A 20,521-nucleotide genomic window follows, 5' to 3' on the forward strand; every position below is an offset into this window, starting at 1 on the left:
ATGTATATAATCTATTATTTAATATATACTCTATTTCATCTATAGTTTTACTTCCTATATCTATTATCAATATACCTTCCTTTTTAATACTATTTTCATTTATAACATTAGTTAATCCTCCATTTTTCAAATCACATATTAGAGCATCACAATTATCTTTAGAATCCCAAGGTAAAATATCATATCCTCTTTTTTCTAAACCTTCCTTAAGGTTCAACAAATTATTTGAAATACAAATTTTCATAATAAAAAACCTCCTATAGGTATTATTTCCTATTGAGAGGTTTTTATTCTTTTAATAACAAAGTATATACTATTAACCTTATTATATAGTTGCAATTTAAATTGTACATTTCATTAATAATAGCTAATAGTTATAGTATAGTATTCATTTTTTACTTATAGAATCCTTCAATACGTATTTTTCTTCTTCTGATAAATCATATCTAGATATTCCCTTATCAATTGGTTTCGCATAAGTAGTACTTTCATCTCTACCATATATACTTGTTATGATAACTCCATCCTTGTTATTATCAAGCATAGCTATAGAAAAACTTAAATCACTTCCAACATCTTCAAAAGCTTTATATCTTACTATTGATATATTTTGTAGACATTTATTCAACTTTTCATGAATATCGTCATATACGTTCTTTATTTCTTTTGTTTCTGAACTAGCATTATCTATTTTATCCATATAAGATTCAATTAATTCTTGTAAATTACTATTTTCTACTCCTCTTGTTAATTTTCTATATTTATTTTCTAATCTATTAATAGCCGATATATTCACAAAAGAAGTTATTACTAAAATTATTATTATTACAATTAAAATACCTACTATGTATATACTTAAATTATTATATATTTCAATTATAGTCTGCATTAACTCTTCGTCCTTTCTATTTACATTCATGATGTATGTTTCACGTGAAACATTTTAAAGCTTCAATATATCTAATATTCTTTGAAGATCCTCATTTGAATAATATTCAATTTCAATTTTTCCCCTATTGTTTTTATTTTTTAAATTTACTTTTGTTCCAAATATATCTTCTAATCTATTTCGTATATCATTAATATATCCATTTAGTTTCTCATCATTATTATTTTTATTATGTGTTATAGAATCATTCCTCAAGTTTCTTATAAGTTTTTCTGTTTCTCTGACGCTTAACCCTTCATCTATTACTTTTTGAGATATTTCATATTGTAAATCATTATTCTCAATGCTAAGAATAGTCCTTGCATGTCCCTCAGAAATAACAGCATCCTTTAAGTATTCTTGAACTCTTTTATCCAAATTCAATAATCTAATACAATTTGTAATAACTGTTCTCGATTTACCAACCTTTTTCCCTAATTCATCTTGTGTTATATTAAAATCTTCTATCAGCTTTTTATAAGCTAATCCCTCTTCAATTGGATTTAAGTCTTCTCTTTGAATATTTTCTATTAAAGATATTTCTAGTAAATCCTTATTAGATAATTCCATAATTACTGCTGGTATTTCTTTTAATCCTATACTTTTGGCAGCACGCCAACGTCTCTCTCCAGCAACTATAATATAAAAGTTATTTTCTTTTTTCAATACAAGTGGTTGAATAATACCATGTTCTTTAATAGATTGGGCTAGCATTATAATTTTTTCATTATCAAAATTTTTTCTTGGTTGATCACTATTTGGTCTTATCAAATTTATAGGTATTGAATTTATAGATCCCTCGTCATTTTCCTCAAGTATATTTTGATTTATTAATGCACCTAATCCTTTACCTAAGCCACCTTTTTTATTCATATGTTAATCACCCCTCTTGCCTAGTAAGAAATTCTTCTGATAACTTATCATAGCATTCTGCACCTTTACATTTATCATCATAAAGGAGAATAGGTAATCCGAAACTAGGTGCCTCTGCTAGTCTAATATTTCTAGGTATAGTTGTCTTATAAACTTTATTTTCAAAATACTTATTTACTTCCTTGCATACTTCATTTGACAATTTAGTTCTATTATCAAACATAGTGAGTATAACGCCTTCCACATATATCCTCTTATTCAAAGACTTTTTCACCAACTGAATGGTATTTACAAGTTGTCCAACTCCCTCTAGTGCATAGAATTCAGCTTGTATAGGAATTAATACGCTACTTGATACACATAAAGAATTAAGGGTTAATAATCCTAATGAAGGTGGACAATCAATAAATACATAATCATATTCACTATTCAGTTCATTTATTTTATTCTTTAAAATAGATTCCCTATTTTTCATTTCTATAATCTCAATTTCTGCACCTGCAAGCTCTAATGTTGATGGAGCCACATACAAATTTTCAATTAATTGAGATTTCAATATTACATCTTTTAATGGAGAATCATTAGTAATTACATCATATATAGATTTATCAATATTGGATTTATCAATTCCAAGTCCGCTAGTAGTATTACCTTGTGGATCAATATCTATCGTTAATATTTTATAACCCTTCATAGCTAAGTATGAACAAAGATTAATATTAGTAGTAGTTTTTCCAACTCCACCTTTTTGATTAAATACACTTATTACTTTCATCAATTTTCACCTCTCTCCAACATATTAGATAATTTATCTTATTTCATTATAATCTTAAAGATAATTCACTACTTATTATTATAATCTCATATTTAAACTTATTAAATACATTTTATGAAACATTTATAAAAAAATTAAAATTTATACTTAAATATATATAAGTTGCATTAAGATTATACATTAATAGTAATTAGTAGATGAGTTCTAAACAAACTAGCAATTTTATAATGAATATAATTTATTACAACATATATAATTTAATTCTTTATTTAAATTAAAATAAAAAGTAATGTTTCACGTGAAACATTACTTTTTTCGTATCTTAATTGTCACTTCTATAAAGTCATCTAATTCCTTTGACCTGTAATTTGCGTTTATCCCATATTTATCAAATACCTGTTTTATAGTGTTTACATAAACTCTTGGACTAAATATTCCCTTTATCCTTTTTTTTCCGTCACATGCTAATTCAACCGTTTCTAACTTACCTAATTCTTTTTCAATAAGTTCTTCCGTTTTCTTTACATTAAGTCCTTTATCTATTATAATTCTTAATATCTTATCTTGTAATTCCTGATTTGGTAATTTTAATAATGCCCTAGCATGTCTTTCTGTTAAACAATTTTCTAAAATAATATCTCTTATTCTCTTGTCTAATTTAAGAAGTCTTAGTTTATTTGATATTGTAGATTGCTTTTTACCAATACTAAGTGCAAGTTGTTCTTGAGTATAACCATGATCCTTAATTAAATTATAATATGCTTCTGATTCCTCCATAAAGTTTAAATCTTCCCTCTGAAGATTTTCTAATAAGGCAATGGCTGCAGACTCTCTATCAGAAATGTTAACTACAATGGCTGGAACCACCTTGAATCCTGCTATTTTAGCTGCTCTAAGTCTACGTTCTCCAGCTATTAACTCATACTTTTGTTCTTCAACTTTTCTTACTGATAAAGGCTGTATTATACCATAACTTTTTATTGACTGAGCCAATTCATTAAGTGCATTTTCATCAAAGTATTTTCTTGGTTGATAAGTATTGGCAAATATCCAATCCACATTTATATTGAATATATTATTATTAATCATAAGCAAACCATCCCTTATATATTTCCTTGTGGCTATTTTCTTTATATGTTAACAAATTTATTCCTTTTTATGTACATTTCGATAATCACCTTAATGGTTTCTTGGTAACTACACCAGCTTTTCTAGGAAATTGATTTGGTGTTTTCTTTACTTTCTTAACTATAACAAGATTATGTTTTAAGTCACTTTCTTCAATTTCTACTTTTATTATATCCTCTACTTTTCCACCTAAAGTAGCAATAGCATTTTTAGACGCTATTATCTCATCATCTATAGAGGGTCCTTTTAATGCTATAAAATATCCACTTACCTTAACATAAGGTATACAAAATTCACTTAAAACTGTCATATTAGCTACAGCCCTTGAAGTCACAACATCAAACATTTCTCTATATTCATTTTTTCTAGAGAAATCTTCTGCTCTTCCATGTATAGTTGTTATACCTTGAAGATCTAATTTATTTATAACTTCATTTAAAAAGTTTATTCTTTTATTTAAGGAGTCCAACAAAACTACCTGTATATCTTCATTAATAATCTTTATAGGTATGCCTGGAAACCCAGCACCTGTACCTATATCAATAAGACTTTTAGCATTCTTTAAAAACTCAAATTTAAATATTTTTAAAGAATCAATAAAATGTTTTTTTACTATTTCCTCATCTTCAGTAATAGCAGTAAGATTTATCTTTTCATTCCATTCTTGAATTAAATTTTTATATTGTATAAATTTATTATATTTGTCTTTATTAAAATCTAATCCTTCACTTTCACATGCACTATTCATTAAATCAAAATATTCCATTTATTCCTCCAGTTTAATTAACGTAATTCTATTTATTCCTTTAAACACTACTAAATTGCTATTTTAATATTAAGGTAAACATTGAAATATATACTAATACTACAGAGATACTTTAATACGTATATATCTAATATTATATACTAAATTTACAAATTATTAAATTATATTATTAAATTAAAAGCAGGAGTCTAAAAAAGAATAGATAATCATTAAATTCAAGAATAGCTTCATTTAATTACTAGATTAATTACTAGAAATCACATTATAATAATTATTTTTAGCAGTAAAATAGATAAGGGAGCTATATTGCTATGCATATATATGTATAGCAATATAGCTCCCTTAAATAAATTATATAGATACTTTTCTGAAATATTGCTCTAGATATATCATTAAAACTGATATATCTGCTGGTGACACCCCTGAAATTCTAGATGCCTGACCAATACTTATTGGTTTCATCTTAGTTAGTTTTTGAATTGCCTCAATTCTAAGTCCTTTTACTTTATCATATTTCAAATTTTCTGGTATAAGTCTATTTTCAAATTTTTTAAATTGTTCTACCTGCTCTAATTGCTTAGTTATATAGCCTTCATATTTAGTGGCTATATCCACCTCATCAGTTATATCTTCTGATAACTCAGGTCTTTCTAAGTCCAATGGTTTTACCATATTATAGTCAAGTTCAGGTCTTTTTATAAGTTCATACAAACTTATAGGCTTTTTCAAAGTTGAAGAACCTAAACTTTCAATAAAATCATTATTTTCTTTTTTATTTGTAATTTGTAATTTTTTCAATCTATCAATTTCCTTATGGATAGCATCTCTTCTACTTATAAATCTTTCATATCTATTATCTGAAACTAATCCAATACTTCTTCCTAATTCCGTAAGTCTTAGATCTGCATTATCCTGCCTTAATAAAAGTCTATATTCCGCTCTTGAAGTCATCATTCTATACGGCTCATTAGTTCCCTTTGTAACAAGATCATCTATTAATACCCCAATATATGCATCTGATCTTCTTAAAATTAACGGATCCTTATTTTGAATCTTTAATGCCGCATTTATTCCAGCTATAATGCCTTGACAAGCAGCTTCCTCATATCCTGAACTACCATTTAATTGTCCTGCTCCAAATAATCCATTAATAGTTTTAAATTCCAGTGATAGTTTTAACTGTGTAGGATCTATGGAATCATATTCTATAGCATATGCTGTTCTAAGTATTTCAACATTTTCAAGTCCCTTTACAGTTTTTATCATCTTTAATTGTACTTCTTCTGGTAATGAACTAGACATTCCTCCAACATACATTTCGTTAGTATTTTCACCTTCAGGTTCAATAAATACTTGATGCTGATTTTTATCTGGAAATCTCATCACCTTGTCTTCTATGGATGGACAATACCTAGGGCCTACACTCTTAATGCTACCATTATATAAAGGTGATCTATCTATATTCTCTTTAATCACTTTATGAGTTTCTTCATTAGTGTATGTTAAATAACATAATATTTGTTCTCTATCAATCTTATCACTTATAAATGAAAATGGAATTATTTCTTTATCTCCAGGTTGTTCTATCATCTTTGATAGGTCAACGGATCTCTTATTAATACGAGCAGGTGTACCGGTCTTAAATCTTCTTAAAGCTATTCCTTCATCTATAAGACTCTGTGACAACTCATTTGCAGGGAATAGTCCACTTGGACCACCGCTGTAATTAACCTCTCCTATTATTATTCTAGATCTTAAATAAGTACCTGTGGCTAATACTATAGCTTTTCCTGAGAAATAAGCACCATTTTTAGTAAGTACACCTTGTACAGTTCCATCCTTAAAATCTATACTTACAACTTCAATTTGTTTTATATATAAATTATCTTGTCTTTCAATTACTTCCTTCATTCTCTCAGAATATCTTCTCTTATCCGCTTGTGCCCTTAGTGAATGAACAGCAGGTCCTTTTGATAAATTTAACATTTTAGATTGAATAAATGTATGATCAATATTTACACCCATTTCTCCACCTAATGCATCTATCTCTCTTACTAAATGCCCCTTGGCTGTTCCGCCTACATTGGGATTACAAGGCATCATAGCTATACTATCTAAATTCATTGTACATATAAGGGTTTTAGCCCCCATTCTCGAGGCTGCTAAAGCTGCTTCACAGCCTGCATGGCCAGCTCCAATTACTATTACATCAAATTCTCCTGCAATATATTTTATCATGTGTATCACCTACTTTCCTAAACAGAAATTTTTAAATATTTTTTCTATTAAATCTTCTTCCATAGTATCCCCTGTAATATAACCTAAATCATACCAAGCATTTCTTATATCTATTGATGCTAAATCGATAGCTGATGTATTCTTTAAGGCATTTATTGCTTCTTCACAATTTGATTTTGCTTTAATTAATGCCGCCTTGTGTCTTGTGTTCGTAATAATTAAATCCTGAGACTTTATTTCACCATTAAAAAATAATTCTTTAACTAATTTTTTTAACCTATCTATACCAAATCCATTTTTGGCGGATATATCTATTATATATTTTGAATCCAATCCTTTAAGATCTTCTCTATTTATTTTCTTAGGCAAATCTATTTTATTTAATAGAATAATATATTTCTTATTTTTAATATATCTTATTATATCTAAATCTTTTTCATCCAAATTTCTACTTGAATCTAAGATAAATATTACTAAATCAGCCTCATCTATCTTTTTCTTAGATTTCTCTACTCCAATCTTCTCTACTATATCTTCAGTTTGTCGAATTCCCGCAGTATCAATAAGTTTTATAGGAATACCTGATACATTTATATATTCTTCTATTACATCTCTAGTTGTTCCTTCAATTTCTGTAACAATTGCTCTTTTTTCCTCCAATAATGCATTTAGCAATGAGGATTTACCTACATTAGGTTTACCTACTATAGCAGTACTCAAACCATCTCTTAATATTTTACCTTCATCGGCCGAGTTTATTAACAATTCAATTTTATATAATATAATCTTTAACTTTTTCACTGTATTTTCAGAAGTTAACTCTTCAAGATCATCTTCTGGATAATCTACAGTAGCTTCAATATGCGCTATTAATTCCAACAATTCTTCTCTTAGTGTATTAATTTCTTTAGATATTCTACCTTCTGACTGCATAACCGCTGCTTTCATACTTGCATCTGTCTTTGCAGTTATTATATCCATAACTGCCTCAGCCTGACTAAGATCTATTCGTCCATTCAAAAATGCCCTTTTAGTAAATTCACCAGGTTCAGCCATTCTTGCTCCAGCTTTCAACACTTCCTCTAGTATCCTTTTTGTGGAAAAGATACCTCCATGACAGTTTATCTCTATAACATTCTCTGCTGTAAAACTTCTAGGACCCTTCATAAAACTTATAATAACTTCATCTATATTATCCTTAGTCCCTGATTCAACTATATTTCCATATCTCATGGTATAAGGTTTAATATTTAGAATACTGTCTCCACTCTTTGGTACAAAAATACTATCTACTATATTCACCGAATTTTTTCCTGAAATTCTAATTATAGAAATTCCACCTTCGCCTAACGCCGTAGCTATTGCTGCTATTGTATCAAATTCTTTCATACAATTTAGGTAAGAAAATAAACTTACCAATTCCTCCTCTCCAATTATACAAACTTATAATTAAAAAGAAAGCCATTAGGCTTTCTTAAAATCAATTACTACATATCTATTGGGTTCGTCACCCTCACTGTAAGTTTCAATATTTTTATCATTCTGCAAAGCTGAATGAATTATTCTTCTTTCATAGGGATTCATCGGTTCAAATTTCATAACTTTTCTACTTTTTTGGACCTTATGTGACATCCTTAATGCCAGCCTCTTTAATGTTTCTTCCCTCTTAGCTCTATAATTTTCAGTATCAATTACTACTCTCTTATATTCTCCATCATGCCCTTTATTTATAACTAAGCTTACAAGATATTGAAGTGAGTCTAAGGTTTCGCCTCTGTAGCCTATTAAAATACCCATATTTGAACCTATAAGTTCAACTTTTATCTTATCCTTAACTTCTTTAATTTTGATTTCTGTATTAACTCCCATATTATCAAAAATACTTTTTAAGAAATTCCTTGCCTCATCACAATAATTTCTCTTAACAGTTACTTTTACTTTTGCAGGTCTTTTACCAATAAGACTTAGAAGGCCTTTACTTCCTTCATCTAGAACTAAAACATCTACTTTATCTTCTGTTACTCCCAGTTCACTCATAGCATTTTGTTTTGCTTCCTCTATAGTTTTACCAGTCATCTCAATACAATTCATCCTTAAGCCCCCCCTCTCAATAAAATAAACTTAATTATTATCAATATTGTCTTTATTTTTTCTTTTGTTCTTCTTATTATTTACAGCATTTTTATGATCTACAGTAACACTGCTTTCAGCTACTACTTTATTCTCTTGTTCTTCATTAGCCATTTTATTTGCAACCATCTTCATAACTAATTTAGTTTGAAGTATTTGTACAATATTACCTGTAACCCAATATAATACTAAAGCAGCATTAAATCTTAAACTCATGTAGAAAAGAACTATAGACATAACTATATTCATAGTTGATGTCTGTTTTGCCTGAGCCTTATCTACTGTTGAAGACATTAGCATACCGGAAAAATATGTAGTCGCACCAGATATAACTGGAAGTATCCAACTAGTCCAATCTGAAAGACTAGCAGATTTTGATAAGTCATGGATCCATAAGAAACCAATTCCCTTTATCTCTAAAGTGTAAAATACATAATATAATGCGATAAGTATAGGGTATTGTATTATTAATGGTAAACATCCACCTAATGGATTAGCACCTTTTTCTTTATATAGTTTCATAGTCTCTTGCTGTAATTTTTGAGGATCACTTTTATATCTAGCTTGAAGCTTTTTTATTTCTGGTCCAAGCTTACTCATCATTAATGAAGATTTAATTTGCTTAATATTTAAAGGTAACAATATCACTCTTATTATAATAGTAAGAACTATTATAGATAAACCAAAGGATATATTTTTATCTGGGAAGATACTTAATATACCATTATTTATTGCTTGAAAAAATCCAACAAATAAATCATTTAAAAACTTGATTTTAAACAAAGTTTAAGCCTCCTATAGTTTATTTAACAGGATCATATCCTCCTGGATTAAAAGGATTACACCTTAAAATCCTCTTAATTGACATATATCCCCCTTTTAAAACACCATATTTAGTTATCGCATCCATAGCATACATAGAGCATGTTGGATAAAATCTACAACACGGCCTCTTTAAAAGTGATATATATTTTCTATAAAATTTTATCATTGATAATATTATTTTCTGCATTTTAATTTAATCCTGCCTTTTTAAGCAGATTTTTTAAAGAAGCTTCTATTTCCTTATAATTCTTATTGGTGCAACTAACACGAGCGATAAATACGAAATCATAACCTATTTTCAATGATTCTTTGTTCAATCTATAGCTTTCACTAATTAATCTTTTTACTCTACTTCTTACAACACTTTTTCCAACTTTTTTACTTACAGATATACCAAGTCTATTAATTTCTTTATTCTTAAAATTTTTAAATGTGTAAAGTACAAGAAGATGATTAGAAATAGACTTTCCTTTTCTATAGACCGTTCTGAACTCAGAATTTTTTCTTATTTTGTCTTCCTTCATATAAAACCTAATGCTCCTTTAAGAATCTATTGCTTTTTTTCTGTAATTACAGAAAAAGGCCACAAAAGCGGCCCTTATGCTGTCAATCTTTTTCTACCTTTTTGTCTTCTTTTCTTTAAAATATTTCTTCCAGATAAAGTACTCATTCTTTTCCTAAATCCATGTTCTCTTTTTCTTTGTTTCTTTTTTGGTTGATAAGTCATAAACATACTTTTTGCACCCCCTTTTTTGTGCAGTTCAAATTTTTATATAGCAATTTACTTACTAACTGACTTATAGTTTTACTTTTATATTATATATTTATCGAATATTAATGTCAATATTAATAAGTATTATACCCAAGGTAAACTCATAAAAATAATATTTTATTACTATAGGAATGAAAACTAAAGATAAACTTCACTAATATGATATTTTTACAATTTATAAGATAATTTAGAATGAAATATTTTTAAATAACCAGATAGTTCTTATCACAAGATATATCCTATAAGATTAATCTTTTGTTGATATTTTTTAGTTGAAAATACTTTTTTGTGGATAACTTCTTGAATAGCTACTGATGTTTTGCTATTATTAAACGTGACCTGTGAATTATTTTTCAATTATATAGTTATGCACAGGTTGTGGACAAAACTGTTGATAACTTATTCAATTTACTAAATAAATTCATTTACTATCTTTTATTTTTCTCTAAAATACAGTATTTATAACCTATTTCGATATGTTACTATATTCTTTTATATGTTGTTTATAATTTTTATTTTTTAAATTAATTAACAAAATTATAAACATGTGAATAATTTTATTTAAATTTGTCAACAACCTAAGATAGTGGAACTATTTTGTTTATATTATTGTTAATAACCTATTTTAAAGATAAAAAAATTTTTACTGGAGGATACTATATGGACGCCCAAATAAAAGATATATGGGAAAAAACTTTAAATATAATAAAAAGCGAATTAACAGAAGTGAGTTTTAATACTTGGATTAAAAGTATATCTCCTTTATCTATGAATAATGATTTTGTAAAACTTGGGGTCCCTAATCAATTTACTAAAGAAATTCTAGAAGGTAGATACAAAGACTTAATTTCAAACTCTTTAAAAGTCATAACTACTAAAAAATATTCTCTTGTTTTTAATATATTATCAGAAGAAACTGCTGAAATTGACGACTCTTTCAATAATAGATCTCAAGATAATCTAGCTGCTAATGATGATATGTATACTATGTTAAATCCAAAATATAAATTTGATTCATTTGTTATAGGCAATAGTAATCGCTTTGCACATGCAGCATGTTTAGCCGTTGCGGAAGCACCAGCTAAAGCATATAATCCTCTTTTTATCTATGGAGGAGTGGGTCTTGGTAAAACTCATCTTATGCATGCTATAGGCCACTACATATTACAAAATAATCCTAAAGCAAAAGTAGTATATGTTTCTTCAGAGAAATTTACTAACGAATTAATTAACTCTATTAAAGATGATAAAAATGAAGAATTTAGAACTAAATATAGAAATATTGATGTTCTTTTAATAGATGATGTTCAATTCATTGGTGGTAAAGAAAGAACACAAGAGGAATTCTTTCATACATTTAATGCTCTTCATGAAAATAATAAACAAATTATACTCTCTAGTGATCGTCCCCCAAAGGAAATACCTACATTAGAGGATAGATTACGCTCCCGTTTTGAATGGGGTCTTATAGCTGATATTCAACCACCAGATTTTGAAACGAGAATAGCTATTCTAAAGAAAAAAGCAGATGTAGAAAATTTAAATATACCTAATGAAGTAATGGTATATATAGCAACAAAAATAAAATCTAATATAAGAGAATTAGAAGGTGCTCTTATACGAATAGTAGCTTTTTCTTCATTAACAAATAAAGAAATAAGTGTAGATTTAGCATCAGAAGCATTAAAAGATATAATCTCAAGTAGACAAAGTCGTCAAGTTACTATATCACTAATTCAAGATATAGTTTCAAATTATTATAATCTTAGAATAGAAGACTTTAAATCAGCAAGACGAACTAGAAATATAGCTTATCCTAGGCAAATAGCCATGTATTTATGTAGAAAGCTTACAGATATGTCTTTACCTAAAATTGGTGAAGAATTTGGAGGAAGAGATCATACCACTGTAATTCATGCCTATGAGAAAATATCTGCTGGATTAAAAAAAGATGAATCACTAAAAAATGCAATATCAGACATAACTAAGAAAATAAATCAAAAATAATAACAATTGTTTATAATAATACAAAATAATAGTGTGGATAAAAAAGTTCATTTATATTGGACCTTAATAATGTGGATAAAGCTAAATTTTTATTATTTACTTATCCACAATTATTTTTTCTCCTAATCAAGCAATATTGGAGTTTATGTAAGTTATACACATATCAACAGCCCCTACTACTATTACTAATAATATTATTATCTAATCTACTCTATTATATAAAACATTTTTCTGTTAATAAGGAGGAACATAATTATGAAATTTAAATGTGAAAAAAGTAAGCTTCAAGAAGCTATATCTATAGCTCAAAAAGCTGTAACGGGAAAATCATCAATGCCAATATTACAAGGATTACTTCTAATTGCAGAACAAGATCAAATTACAATAATAGGTTCTGATATAGATTTAAGTATAGAAACTAAATTAGAAGCTGAAGTTATAGAAACCGGTAAAATTGTAGTTGATTCCAAACTATTTGGTGATATAATAAGAAAATTACCAAATTCAAATATAGAAATAAGTTCAATAGATGATAATTCTATTAAACTTATTTGTGAAAAATCAAATTTTACTTTAGTTCATATGAATCCAGATGATTTTCCAAGTCTTCCATCAATAGATGAGGAAATGATTTTTTCTATAGAACAAAAAACATTAAAAAATATGATAAAATCTACTATATTTGCAATTGCTCAAGATGAGTCTAGGCCTATTTTAACAGGGGTTTTATTTGAAGTTAAAGATAAAAAGGTTAATTTAGTAGCTTTAGATGGATATAGATTAGCATTTAGAAGTGAACCAATAGATAATGATAATTCTATGAGCGCTGTTATACCAGGAAAAACTCTAAATGAAGTAGTTAAAATATTACAAGATGATGGAGTTGTGAATATAACATTTACATCAAATCATATTCTTATAAATTTAGAAAAAACTAAAATAATATCTAGACTCTTAGAAGGTGAGTTTATAAAATATACGTCAATTATTCCTGAAGAACATAATTTGAGAGTCGATGTTAAAAGAGGTGAGCTTTTAAACTGTATAGAAAGGGCATCTTTAGTCGGTAAAGATGGAAATACTAGTCTTATTAAATTAGATATTGAAGATGATTATATGGTAATAACTTCAAATTCTCAATTGGGAAAGGTAAGAGAAGAATTAAATATAATTTTGCAAGGTGAGAAATTACAAATTGCATTTAACTCAAAATATTTAATTGATTTATTGAAAATAATTGAAGAAGAAGAAATATACATGGATTTTTCAAGCAGTGTAACTCCATGTTTAGTAAAAAGTAAGGAAAATAATAACTATACATATCTTATTTTACCTGTAAGGTTATTAAATAGTTAATTTTTAGTGAAATTGGTTATAATTAAAAAAGGAGGTTGTAACTTTATAGTTACTTAAATTTAAATATGGAAGAAATTAAAATAGATACTAATATAATAAAATTAGATTCATTTCTAAAATGGGCAGGTATTGCAAGTCAAGGTTCTGAAGCTAAATTTTTTATAAAAAATGGTGATGTTAAGGTAAATGGGACTATTGAAACTCAAAGAGGCAAGAAATTATCAAAGGGAGATTTAATAGAATTTAACGGTAATCAGTATAAAATAATATAATTATATTTGATTAAATAATTAGACTTACCATAAGTTTATATACTTGTGTTATAATATAAGGTGTGTAGTTATGCATATAGGCTCTTTAATACTTAATAATTTTAGAAATTATGAAAAACTTAATATTCAACTAGATAAAAATATAAATATATTTACTGGAGATAATGCTCAAGGTAAAACTAATATACTTGAGAGTATTTATTACTGTAGTGTAGGAAAATCATATAGAACTAATAAGGATAAAGAACTTATTCAATGGAAAAAGGAAAGTGCATATATAAATTTATATATTTGCAAAGAAAGATTAAATAAAAAAATAGAGATAAAGATTTTTAAAGAAGGTAAAAAAGGCATTAATGTTAATTCTATAAAGCTAAGAAAAATATCTGAACTTTTTGGAATTTTTAATGCTGTAATTTTTTCACCAGAAGATTTAAAAATAGTAAAAGAAGGTCCCGTTTACAGAAGAAAGTTCTTAGATATAGAACTTTCTAAATTAAACTCAAGATATTATTTTGAGTTAGTTCAATACAATAAAGTTTTGAATGAAAGAAATGCATTACTTAGAAGTAGAAATGATAAAGCTTTTGATATTTTAGATATATATGACCAGCAGCTTAGTAGATATGGAAGTAAAATAATAAAATATAGGTTAGACTATATAAAGAAATTAAATGAATTTGGAAATGTAATACATAAAGATATAACTAGTGGAAAAGAGAATATAGAATTTAGATATATTATGAGTGCTAAAAATACAGATACTCTAGAACAAGACCTATTGAAGTGTTATGAATTAAATAGAGATAAAGATATATATAGGAGAAATACATCAATAGGTCCACATAAAGATGATTTTAGTATAGAAATAAACAATATCGACACTAGAAGTTATGGATCACAAGGACAGCAAAGAACTGCCATATTAACTATTAAATTTTCAACTTTGAGTATTTTAAAAGAATACACTAAAGAAGCTCCAGTACTTTTATTAGATGATGTTTTATCTGAGCTTGATACTTCAAGGCAAAAATATATTTTAAATTCTATAAATGGTATACAAACTATAATAACTTGTACTGGAATTAATGATATAGATAATTATATTAATGGAAATTTTAAAGTTTTTAAGGTTGAATATGGAAAAGTATCAGAAGTTAGCAAATTGTAAGGGGGATTTTTATGTTTTTGCATTTAGGTGAAAGCGTTGTAATTCCGATAAGAGATATTATTGGAATTTTTGATATAGAAACCACTATGTATAGTTCAGACACTAGTCAATTTTTGAGAATGGCTGAAGAAGATGGTTTTGTAGAGAGAATAACTGACGAAAAACCAAAATCATTTATAATCGCTGAGATAAATCAAAAAAGTAAAATATATTTATCTCCAATATCATCTTCTACACTTAGTAAAAGAAGTGAGATGTTTTTTATAGAACCATAGAATTTTTTCGATAGGAGGATTTAAATGTCAGAAAATAATGAAGTTTATGATGAGAGTCAAATTCAGGTTCTTGAAGGATTGGAAGCAGTAAGAAAAAGACCTGGAATGTATATAGGCAGTACTTCACTAAGGGGACTTCATCATCTTGTTTATGAAATAGTAGATAATAGTATAGATGAGGCATTAGGTGGATTTTGCGAAAATATAAGTATTACAATTCATGAGGATAACTCAGTATCTATAGTTGATGATGGAAGAGGTATGCCTGTAGGTATACATCATAAAATGAATAAGCCAACTGTGGAAGTTATAATGACAGTACTTCATGCTGGAGGAAAGTTTGGTGGCAGCGGATATAAGGTATCAGGAGGACTTCATGGTGTTGGTGCATCTGTGGTTAATGCTTTATCTGAAACCTGCGAAGTTATTGTAAAAAGAGAAGGTCACATATGGAGACAATTATATCATAGGGGAAATGTAGCTAGCCCTTTTGAAGAAATTGGTGATACGGAGGAACATGGTACACAAATTAATTTTAAACCTGATAGTGATATATTCGAAGAAATAGAATTCAGCTATGATACTTTAGCTCAAAGATTAAGAGAATTAGCATTTTTAAATAAGGGAATTAAGATTAATTTTATAGATGAAAGACATGATAAAGAAGATACCTTTCATTATGAGGGTGGTATAAAATCCTTTGTTAGTTACTTAAATAGAAATAAGGAACCTGTTTTTCCAGAACCTATTTATATTGAGGGATACAAAGATGATTATGCTGTGGAAATTGCACTTCAGTACAATGATGGTTATGCAGAAAATTTATTTTCTTTTGCAAATAATATTGATACCGTAGAAGGTGGAACTCATTTAGCAGGCTTTAAAAGTGCACTTACAAGGGCTTTAAATGACTACGCAAGAAAATTTAATTTCATAAAAGAAAATGATAAAAATCTTTCAGGTGACGATATTAGAGAAGGACTTACTGCTGTTATATCCATAAAACTTTCAAATCCTCAATTTGAAGGTCAGACAAAGACAAAACTTGGAAATAGTGAAGTAAGAGGAATTGTTGATAATATTTTAGGCGAAAAGGTAAGTGCTTTTTTAGAGGAGAACCCACAAGTAGGCAAACTAATAATTGATAAATCCTTACTTGCAGCGAGAGCAAGAGATGCAGCTAAAAAGGCAAGAGAACTAACAAGAAGGAAATCTGTACTAGAAACAACTGCTCTTCCAGGTAAACTTGCAGATTGTTCTTCAAAAGATCCAGCTGAATGTGAAATTTATATAGTTGAGGGTGATTCTGCTGGTGGATCAGCTAAACAGGGTAGAGATAGAAAATTTCAAGCAATACTTCCTCTAAGAGGAAAGATCATGAATGTAGAAAAGCAGAGAATAGATAAGATATTAAATTCTGAAATGATAAGAGCTATGATAACTGCCTTTGGTGCGGGCATAAGCAAAGATTTTAACATAGAAAAGATAAGATACCATAGAATCATTATTATGACTGATGCCGATGTAGATGGTGCCCATATAAGAACATTGTTATTAACATTTTTCTATAGATACATGAGAGAACTTGTAGAACAGGGTCATGTATATATTGCCCAACCACCATTGTATAAAGTTTCTAAGGGTAAAAAGGAAATATATTGTTACCTTGAAGATGAATTAGATAATGCCTTAGAAGAAATTGGTGGTAAAGATAATAATACAAGTATTCAAAGGTACAAGGGACTCGGAGAAATGAATGCGGAGCAACTTTGGGAAACAACTATGGATCCTGAAAGAAGAATACTTTTAAAGGCAACTGTTGAAGATGCTATGGCTGCTGATGAAATATTTACAATTCTTATGGGAGATAAAGTTGAGCCACGTAGAGAATTTATACAACAAAATGCAAAGAATGTTGTAAATTTAGATATTTAGATATTTATAAAATAGCGAATATTATCAATGCAATTTTGTTTATTTAGAATTTCTTATGCTAGCTAGTTTAGACTAATTATTTAATAAGTTATAAGTATTACATTTAGCTTATTTATAATAAGAATATAACAATAGTTGGCTTTAGGATAGAAGAGCACGATAAAAGAGGTGTGTTATATGAATAATGAAGGTAAAGTTTTACAAGTAGATATAAGTGATGAAATGAAAAAATGTTATATAAGTTATGCAATGAGCGTTATTATTGATCGTGCATTGCCTGATGTAAGGGATGGTCTTAAGCCAGTTCATAGGAGAATTATTTATTCTATGCATGAATTGGGATTAACCCCAGATAAAGGATATAGAAAATGTGCTAGAATAGTTGGAGATGTCCTTGGTAAATACCATCCACATGGTGATTCATCTGTATATGATGCGTTAGTTAGGATGGCCCAAGACTTCAATTTAAGATATCCGCTTGTAAATGGTCATGGAAATTTTGGATCAGTAGATGGTGATTCAGCCGCAGCTATGAGATATACAGAAGCAAAGATGAGTAAAATATCTATGGAGATGATTAGAGATATAGGAAAAAATACAGTGGATTTTATTCCTAACTTTGATGGTGAGGAAGAGGAACCATCCGTAATACCATCAAGATTTCCTAATTTATTAGTTAATGGATCATCAGGTATTGCAGTAGGTATGGCAACCAATATACCTCCTCATAACTTAAATGAAGTTATCGATGGAATATTTATGCTTATTGAAAATAGTGAAACAACAATATTAGAACTTATGACAAAGATAAAAGGACCTGATTTTCCTACATCAGGAATGATAATGGGAAAGTCAGGTATAAGAAGTGCTTTTGAAACTGGTAGAGGTAAGGTAATAGTACGATCAAAATGTGAGATTGAAGAAGTTAATGGAAAGCATAAAATTATTGTAACTGAATTACCTTATCAGGTTAATAAAGCTAAACTTATTGAAAATATGGCTGAATTGGTTAAAGATAAGAGATTAACTGGAATATCTGATCTTAGAGATGAATCTGATAGAGAGGGAATGAGGATAGTTATAGAACTAAAAAGAGATGCGAATCCTCAGGTTTTATTAAATCAACTTTATAAGCATACAAAATTACAAGATAGTTTTGGAATTATAATGCTTGCTTTAGTTGATGGAAAGCCTCAATATCTTAACTTAAAACAGATATTACAACATTATATAGTTTTTCAAGAAGAAGTTATAAGAAGAAGAACTCAATTTGAATTAGATAAAGCAAGAGCTAGAGCACACATATTGGAAGGACTTAAAATTGCTCTTGATCATATCGATGAGGTTATAAGTATTATAAGATCATCAAAGACTGTTCGTGAGGCAGAAGGAAGGCTTATGGAGAGATTTGCTCTTTCTGAAAAGCAATCTGAAGCAATTGTTGAGATGAAACTTAGAAGGCTTACTGGACTTGAAAGAGATAAGATTGAGGAAGAATTAGCAGAACTTATGAAAACTATTGAATACTTGGAGAGTGTATTAGCAGATAAAGATATGGTTTTAAATATAATAAAAGATGAGCTTACAGAAATCAAAGCTAAATATGGTGATGAAAGAAAAACTGTTATTGAAAGTGTTGAAAATGAAATAGATATAGAAGATCTTATTGAGGAAGAGGACGTTGTAATAACACTTACTCATGCAGGATACATAAAAAGGATGCCGGAAGATACATATACAGCTCAAAGAAGGGGTGGAAGAGGTATACAGGCAATGTCAACTAAAGAAGATGACTTTGTAGAACATATATTTATAACATCTACACATAATAATATCTTATTCTTTAGTAATCAAGGAAAAGTTTATAAACTTAAGGCATATGAAATACATGAGGCAGGAAGAACAGCTAAGGGAACGAACTTAATAAATCTTCTTCAGTTGAATCAAGGTGAAAAAATTCAAGCTATTATAACATTAAAGGAATTTAAAGAAGATAGCTATTTAATGATGGGTACTAAAAATGGAATGATAAAGAAAACGTCTCTTGATCAATATGCGGCCATAAGGAAGAGTGGACTTAACGCTATAAATTTAAGAGATGGTGATGAACTTATCAGCGTAAGACTTACAGATGGTAATAGCGAAATATTAATGGTTACTAAAAATGGATATGCAATACGTTTTAATGAAAAAGATGCTAGACCACTTGGAAGAAATACATCTGGAGTAAGGGGAATAAATCTTAGAGAAGATGATATTGTTGTTACAATGGAAGTTGTAGATATTGAGCAAAGTGTTCTTGTAGTAAGTTCTAATGGATTTGGTAAGAAAACTCTTATATCTGAGTATTCACTTCAAAAAAGAGGTGGAAAGGGAGTAATAACCTATAAGGTTACTGAAAAGACAGGAGAACTTGTAGGTGCAAGAATGGTTAAAGATACTGATGAAATGATGATTATAAATAGTGACGATATAGTAATTAGAATAAATGTATCAGATATATCAACTACTAGTAGAAATGCTATGGGTGTAACACTAATGAGAACTAATGATAATGGAAAGGTAATGGCCATAGCTAAAATAGATACTGACGGAGATAAAGATTTTCATGATATAGAATCAGATGAACATGAAGACGATGGAAGTGAAATGGATAAAGAATAGTATAATTAAAATATAAAATTAAAATTCTCTATTAGTTAAATTTTTCATTTAATTAATAGAGAATTTTTTATAATTTTTTAGATTAAAATTCTGATGTATTATACAATTACCCAGGTGTGTCAGTATAAGATATATTAAGTATTATTGTGAAATGTTAAGGAAATATAATATAATTTTAATATAATAATTAAAAATTATATTACTTAATAAATTAAATTTGATACAATAATATTCGTCGCTTATGACAAAGTCTATTAATAAAATTAAATTTTAATATTGAGTGAAAAAAAGTTATTGACAATATTAAGATATGATGATAAGATAGTAAAGGTCGTTAAAGAATGCGACAATTAATCAATAAAATTTACAACAAAAAAGTGTTGACAAATTATATTGATGATGTTAA

Annotated in this window: 20 protein-coding genes; 7 read left to right on the forward strand and 13 right to left on the reverse strand. The window is 28.0% G+C overall.

Annotated features, from left to right (window positions below):
* The 13 genes from RH99_RS12480 to rpmH form a co-directional block, all read right to left on the reverse strand.
* Positions 1 to 244, reverse strand: a 244-nt coding sequence (locus RH99_RS12480) for a YkuS family protein (protein ID WP_010238643.1), incomplete at its 3' end; no start/stop codon positions are given.
* A gap of 144 nt (positions 245 to 388) precedes the next feature.
* Positions 389 to 889: a DUF4446 family protein gene (locus RH99_RS12485; RefSeq protein ID WP_010238645.1), complete on the reverse strand. Its 501-nt coding sequence runs from the start codon at positions 887 to 889 to the stop codon at positions 389 to 391.
* 54 nt (positions 890 to 943) lie between these two features.
* On the reverse strand, positions 944 to 1,801 hold the full coding sequence (locus RH99_RS12490) for a ParB/RepB/Spo0J family partition protein (RefSeq protein ID WP_010238647.1): 858 nt from the start codon (positions 1,799 to 1,801) through the stop codon (positions 944 to 946).
* Positions 1,802 to 1,808: 7 nt separating this feature from the next.
* Positions 1,809 to 2,576 (reverse strand): ParA family protein, encoded by a 768-nt coding sequence (locus RH99_RS12495; RefSeq protein WP_010238648.1) that lies wholly within the window; start codon positions 2,574 to 2,576, stop codon positions 1,809 to 1,811.
* Positions 2,577 to 2,882: 306 nt separating this feature from the next.
* Positions 2,883 to 3,662, reverse strand: a complete 780-nt coding sequence (gene noc, locus RH99_RS12500; protein WP_373854717.1) for a nucleoid occlusion protein — start codon at positions 3,660 to 3,662, stop codon at positions 2,883 to 2,885.
* Positions 3,663 to 3,750: 88 nt separating this feature from the next.
* Positions 3,751 to 4,470 carry a 16S rRNA (guanine(527)-N(7))-methyltransferase RsmG gene (gene rsmG / locus RH99_RS12505; protein WP_010238662.1) on the reverse strand — a complete coding sequence of 240 codons (720 nt, stop codon included), beginning with the start codon at positions 4,468 to 4,470 and terminating at the stop codon, positions 3,751 to 3,753.
* Positions 4,471 to 4,821: 351 nt separating this feature from the next.
* Entirely contained in the window at positions 4,822 to 6,708 is a 1,887-nt protein-coding gene (gene mnmG / locus RH99_RS12510; protein WP_010238663.1) for a tRNA uridine-5-carboxymethylaminomethyl(34) synthesis enzyme MnmG, read from the reverse strand.
* A gap of 9 nt (positions 6,709 to 6,717) precedes the next feature.
* Entirely contained in the window at positions 6,718 to 8,097 is a 1,380-nt protein-coding gene (mnmE, locus tag RH99_RS12515) for a tRNA uridine-5-carboxymethylaminomethyl(34) synthesis GTPase MnmE (protein WP_010238664.1), read from the reverse strand.
* 75 nt (positions 8,098 to 8,172) lie between these two features.
* A complete protein-coding gene (gene jag, locus RH99_RS12520) occupies positions 8,173 to 8,799 on the reverse strand; it encodes an RNA-binding cell elongation regulator Jag/EloR (protein WP_010238665.1) in 627 nt (208 codons plus the stop codon).
* Positions 8,800 to 8,829: 30 nt separating this feature from the next.
* On the reverse strand, positions 8,830 to 9,621 hold the full coding sequence (gene yidC / locus RH99_RS12525; protein ID WP_010238667.1) for a membrane protein insertase YidC: 792 nt from the start codon (positions 9,619 to 9,621) through the stop codon (positions 8,830 to 8,832).
* A 19-nt stretch (positions 9,622 to 9,640) separates the two neighbouring features.
* On the reverse strand, positions 9,641 to 9,850 hold the full coding sequence (gene yidD / locus RH99_RS12530; RefSeq protein ID WP_010238668.1) for a membrane protein insertion efficiency factor YidD: 210 nt from the start codon (positions 9,848 to 9,850) through the stop codon (positions 9,641 to 9,643).
* A 1-nt stretch (position 9,851) separates the two neighbouring features.
* A complete protein-coding gene (rnpA, locus tag RH99_RS12535) occupies positions 9,852 to 10,187 on the reverse strand; it encodes a ribonuclease P protein component (protein WP_010238671.1) in 336 nt (111 codons plus the stop codon).
* 74 nt (positions 10,188 to 10,261) lie between these two features.
* Positions 10,262 to 10,396, reverse strand: a complete 135-nt coding sequence (gene rpmH / locus RH99_RS12540; protein ID WP_010238674.1) for a 50S ribosomal protein L34 — start codon at positions 10,394 to 10,396, stop codon at positions 10,262 to 10,264.
* A gap of 699 nt (positions 10,397 to 11,095) precedes the next feature.
* On the opposite strand from rpmH, the gene dnaA reads away from it, so the two are divergent.
* The 7 genes from dnaA to gyrA all read left to right on the forward strand — a co-directional run bounded on the left by dnaA (position 11,096) and on the right by gyrA (position 20,115).
* Complete coding sequence (gene dnaA, locus RH99_RS12545; RefSeq protein WP_010238676.1) at positions 11,096 to 12,442, forward strand: chromosomal replication initiator protein DnaA; 1,347 nt, start codon at positions 11,096 to 11,098, stop codon at positions 12,440 to 12,442.
* A gap of 255 nt (positions 12,443 to 12,697) precedes the next feature.
* Positions 12,698 to 13,798 (forward strand): DNA polymerase III subunit beta, encoded by a 1,101-nt coding sequence (gene dnaN, locus RH99_RS12550; RefSeq protein WP_010238678.1) that lies wholly within the window; start codon positions 12,698 to 12,700, stop codon positions 13,796 to 13,798.
* A gap of 65 nt (positions 13,799 to 13,863) precedes the next feature.
* Positions 13,864 to 14,070, forward strand: coding sequence for a S4 domain-containing protein YaaA (gene yaaA / locus RH99_RS12555; RefSeq protein ID WP_010238680.1), 207 nt, complete (start codon positions 13,864 to 13,866; stop codon positions 14,068 to 14,070).
* A gap of 70 nt (positions 14,071 to 14,140) precedes the next feature.
* Positions 14,141 to 15,241, forward strand: a complete 1,101-nt coding sequence (gene recF, locus RH99_RS12560; RefSeq protein ID WP_010238682.1) for a DNA replication/repair protein RecF — start codon at positions 14,141 to 14,143, stop codon at positions 15,239 to 15,241.
* 11 nt (positions 15,242 to 15,252) lie between these two features.
* Positions 15,253 to 15,516 carry an extracellular matrix regulator RemB gene (gene remB, locus RH99_RS12565; protein ID WP_010238684.1) on the forward strand — a complete coding sequence of 88 codons (264 nt, stop codon included), beginning with the start codon at positions 15,253 to 15,255 and terminating at the stop codon, positions 15,514 to 15,516.
* A 24-nt stretch (positions 15,517 to 15,540) separates the two neighbouring features.
* Positions 15,541 to 17,451, forward strand: a complete 1,911-nt coding sequence (gyrB, locus tag RH99_RS12570) for a DNA topoisomerase (ATP-hydrolyzing) subunit B (RefSeq protein WP_010238687.1) — start codon at positions 15,541 to 15,543, stop codon at positions 17,449 to 17,451.
* Positions 17,452 to 17,628: 177 nt separating this feature from the next.
* Positions 17,629 to 20,115, forward strand: a complete 2,487-nt coding sequence (gene gyrA, locus RH99_RS12575) for a DNA gyrase subunit A (RefSeq protein WP_010238691.1) — start codon at positions 17,629 to 17,631, stop codon at positions 20,113 to 20,115.
* Positions 20,116 to 20,521 lie beyond the last annotated feature (406 nt).

It is taken from the genome of Clostridium arbusti SL206, from assembly GCF_000246895.1.
GTDB classification, from domain to species: Bacteria; Bacillota; Clostridia; order Clostridiales; family Clostridiaceae; genus Clostridium_I; species Clostridium_I arbusti.